Annotated in this window: 1 protein-coding gene; it reads left to right on the plus strand. The window is 45.1% G+C overall.

The window, feature by feature from the left end:
- The coding region (locus R7070_RS24680) for a M1 family aminopeptidase (RefSeq protein ID WP_318141342.1) at positions 1-997 on the plus strand (997 nt) is incomplete at both ends.

A 997-nucleotide genomic window follows, 5' to 3' on the forward strand; every position in this document is an offset into this window, starting at 1 on the left:
GTCTCAAGCTCCCCAGGCGAAATATCGTAAAGATTATCAAGCGCCATCCCACACAATTACTGATATTGATCTTACGTTTGATCTTTACGACAACGACACCATCGTTACTGCACTATCAAAAGTAGTTCAAAAGGGTGAATCAACGACTCTAGAACTGGATGGTGAAGGGTTAGAGCTTCGTTCAGTTAAGGTGGACGGCGAAGATTGGGCGCATCATGAAGTAAAAGAGGCGTCCCTAGTACTGTCTGACTTACCTGCTGAGTTCGAACTTGAAATCATCACTAAAATTGATCCTGAAGCCAACACCGCACTTGAAGGTCTGTACAAATCTGGTGGTGCATTCTGTACACAGTGTGAAGCAGAAGGCTTCCGCCGCATCACGTATTACTTAGATCGCCCAGACGTACTGGCAAAATACACAACCAAAGTCATTGCAGATAAAGCAACATATCCATACTTGCTCAGCAATGGTAACCGTATTGCACAAGGCGAAGCAGAGAACGGTCGTCATTGGGTGCAATGGCAAGATCCACATCCAAAACCAGCTTATCTATTTGCGCTTGTCGCTGGTGACTTTGATGTTCTTCGCGATAAATACACCACAATGTCTGGTCGCAACGTTGACCTAGAAATCTTTGTCGATAAAGGCAACTTAGACCGAGCGGGTCACGCGATGACATCGCTAATCAACTCAATGAAGTGGGACGAAGAACGCTTTGGTCTAGAATACGACCTCGATATTTATATGATCGTGGCGGTTGATTTCTTCAACATGGGCGCAATGGAAAACAAAGGCCTAAATATCTTTAACTCTAAGTTTGTTCTGGCGAATGACCAAACGGCGACAGACCGCGATTACTTGGGTATTGAAGCTGTGATTGGCCATGAATACTTCCATAACTGGACAGGCAACCGCGTGACTTGCCGTGATTGGTTCCAGTTGAGTTTGAAAGAAGGTTTGACGGTTTTCCGTGATCAAGAGTTCTCGTCTGATCTT

It is taken from the genome of Vibrio sp. 1557 (assembly GCF_033340175.1).
In the GTDB taxonomy this organism is placed as follows: domain Bacteria; phylum Pseudomonadota; class Gammaproteobacteria; order Enterobacterales; family Vibrionaceae; genus Vibrio; species Vibrio alginolyticus.